At 56.5% G+C, this 2,891-nt stretch carries 1 protein-coding gene; it reads right to left on the bottom strand.

Annotated features, from left to right (window positions below; genetic code table 11):
• Nucleotides 1-363: 363 nt before the first annotated feature.
• A complete protein-coding gene (locus J5Y17_RS19035) occupies nucleotides 364-2,139 on the bottom strand; it encodes a hypothetical protein (RefSeq protein ID WP_219787430.1) in 1,776 nt (591 codons plus the stop codon).
• Nucleotides 2,140-2,891: the final 752 nt, after the last annotated feature.

The raw sequence follows: 2,891 nt of genomic DNA, 5'->3' as shown, positions 1-2,891 counted from the left end.
TTATGGTGCCCCCACACGGTTGGCTTTTTAGTTAGCTTCCCGTTACAGGCACTGCCTCAGCTGGTAACTCCAGTAAAACAAGGGGTATCAGCGACAGCCCGCCCAGGTCAACAGGCACCATCTGGTCTACGGTATGGTCTACGGCAGCGGTTTCGGTAGTCTGCGGTGACGGCAAGACCTCGGATTGGTCCCCAACTGCTCCCCGACCACCGCGGTCTCGCGAGCTGCGGATGGTCTCGGTCAACGGGCAGCCAAAGCCGAACTATCTCTGGGGGCTTGGCGATGGCCAGATATTTTTGGCGCTCCCCCACAAGCGGTGTGGGTATGGGGGGAACGCCGCTAAGCACTCTGTAGGTAGGGCGCTCAGATTTTTGACCCCTGAACGTCCTGGGGTAGCCCGACACCAGCAGCCGCAAAGAGCGGTAGTTCGGCCTGGAACGCGTTTGCCTTGCCTCGGATGCCCGGTAGCTTGACTTCGACCAAACCCTTGTCTGATAGCCATAGCTTGAACAGTTCATTGCCACGAACGGTCTTGTTGAAGTTACTCCTGTCTCTGCAACCGATGTGGTCCATGACATCCTGGAACAGGATGGGTCCAACTGGGTTGTCTTTCAGGCGCTGCTTGATGAAGGCGGCGGCTTGGGCGACCTTGCCAGTAAGAGGGGGACGGTTGGCAGGATACCAGCGCTTCACCCTCGCCCCTGGAAACCAGTCTCGGAGTGCCGCTTCGATACCAGACCCCGCTGCTGCGATGATGTAGACGTCACCAGGCAAGCACTTGCCGTCAGAACATCCACGGGTGACACCACGGCCAACGGCCTGCACGACGGCATGACCATGTTCGCCGAGTTCGACGCGCTTCACCATATCCTCAGGTATCGTCGTAGCCATGGGCAAACCAAGGCTGGCATGAGTAAGACCCAGGTAGTGGCTGGGAGGTAAGTTGAAGGTTCCCGCTAGAACCACGGTAGGCACATCAGCGTATTCGTTGGTCGCCCGGTGCATCCCCCAGTGCAGGAAGCTGGTGTTGGCTGAGGCATCGAGACCAAGGGCGGTGCTGACGAGGTCGGGGACGTCAAGGTGTCGGTCGGTCTTGTGGTGAACGATCAGACAGCGGTCTTCCAGCTTGCAACAACGCATCTCGGCGACAATCTCAGCCAAAGCGACGCCTCCCTGCTCCCAACTGCTTTTGCCAGCGCCTTTCTTGGCGACGTGGATCGTCAACGGGCTATAGTCCTTGGTCGCTGTTGGCAGATAGACCAACCCGCCACGCTCCTCATTCCACAGCTTGTAAGTCTCACGCACCCTTGCAGATGCATCCAGAACCAGAACAGGAGCCAGGTCTTCTGGCAGAAGTGTCTTGGCAAGCACGGCAACACGCTGACTACCCCAACCAGAAGCGACACGAACCTCTTGGCCCGACAGCTCCGCAAGTGCTTCCACGTGCGCTGTCCGCCTGTCATCTCCGAGCATGGCCATGGCGCGTTGCAGAACCTCAGGCTCCAGAGTCGGGAAACGGAACAAGGACCCAATGTCCGCCTTCCGCAGTCGTTCCATCAAACCATCCAGCTTGTCTGCGAAATCTGCTGAGACACGACGCAGGAAACCCAGGAGACCGCCGATGTCATCACTCGAAAGCATGACCACCTGTCCCGGCTCCATCGCCTCGTCCCAAACGCGGACCTCACGGGGAAGACCCTGGTAGTGGAACGTCGGGCATGACTCGAAACGACCTCCCCGTAGCCGAGACAAAAGCATCTGCTGGGTGGTGAAGAGGACACGTGCCTCACCGACCGGCGTCGACGACAATGCATTGACCTCCTCGTCACGGGTCAGCACAGCGAAGTCGACCTCATCCAACCCGGCATCTTCAACGATCCTCTCGATCTCGGCCTTACGCGAAAGGCAAACGAGGACAGCAACGTCGTGGTGAATGTGAGAACGCATCAACTGCCGTAGAAAGACGATCAACGACGTGGTCTTTCCCATCCCAGGGTCGAGGCTGGACACATAGACACGGCGTTCTTCAGACCCTTCCGCCATATCAGCCATGGTCTGGATAACGCTATGCAATGCGTCGTGGTGGTTTTGGGAGAGGTCTTGTCCATAATGGTGCAGGGTATTGACGACCTCGTTCATGGTCGACGTGGTCAGGTCAGCTGAAGCAGTATCGCTTCTATCATGGCTATATAGAGAACATACCAGTTCGGCGGCAGGGTGAGAAACAAGCACTGTATGGTCAGCAGGAGATACAAAAGCATGTGCATGTGGCATGAGTTATCCGTGTTAAGTATGCACACCTCCGCTTCTCCCTAAACGGGAGGCCAAATGTGTTGGTGGAAGTGCAGGTTGTCAGGAACGCAGCCCAATGGTTGGGGTTCTGCGATGGTGGAACCTAATTCCAAAACAGCCCGATCCTCAGACACGACACTACGAATAATCGGCAAAGTCAGGTCCCGGCAAACTCAAAAGGCTTAGGCGATGATCGTGGTCTATCCATGAAGCATGGGGCTTACGACACCGACCAGATCAAACGTCAGCTAGGATGTGCGATGTCGCGCTCTATATGTCTATCAGAGATAGTGGTCTTCGCGTCATCCGGGTCGCCTGGGCTGTAGTTAGTGCAATCGTTATAGAGAAACTTAATTGGCGTTTGCACCACCGGGACAAACTCACGTCAGGGAGCAAAAGCCCACACGGTGGCAAAAGCAGATGCTTGTGTCATGCATTGTCTTTGAAGTTGATACTGGGGGGAGGAACTGGTCGAAGCTGAACACACTTCGACACTCGCCAGAGGGGGCAACTCAACGACGTCAGACGCGTCAACAACTACGCGCTCTCTCTTAGGAGCAACCAAATTCTGTCGTGAATGCAGCAACTGCAGATCGCTT

Origin of the sequence: Celeribacter sp. PS-C1, assembly GCF_019429625.1 — a bacterium.
Taxonomy (GTDB): Bacteria; Pseudomonadota; Alphaproteobacteria; order Rhodobacterales; family Rhodobacteraceae; genus Celeribacter.
Note: the sequence above shows the minus strand (reverse complement) of the source record. Positions and strands in the feature narration are given on the sequence as shown.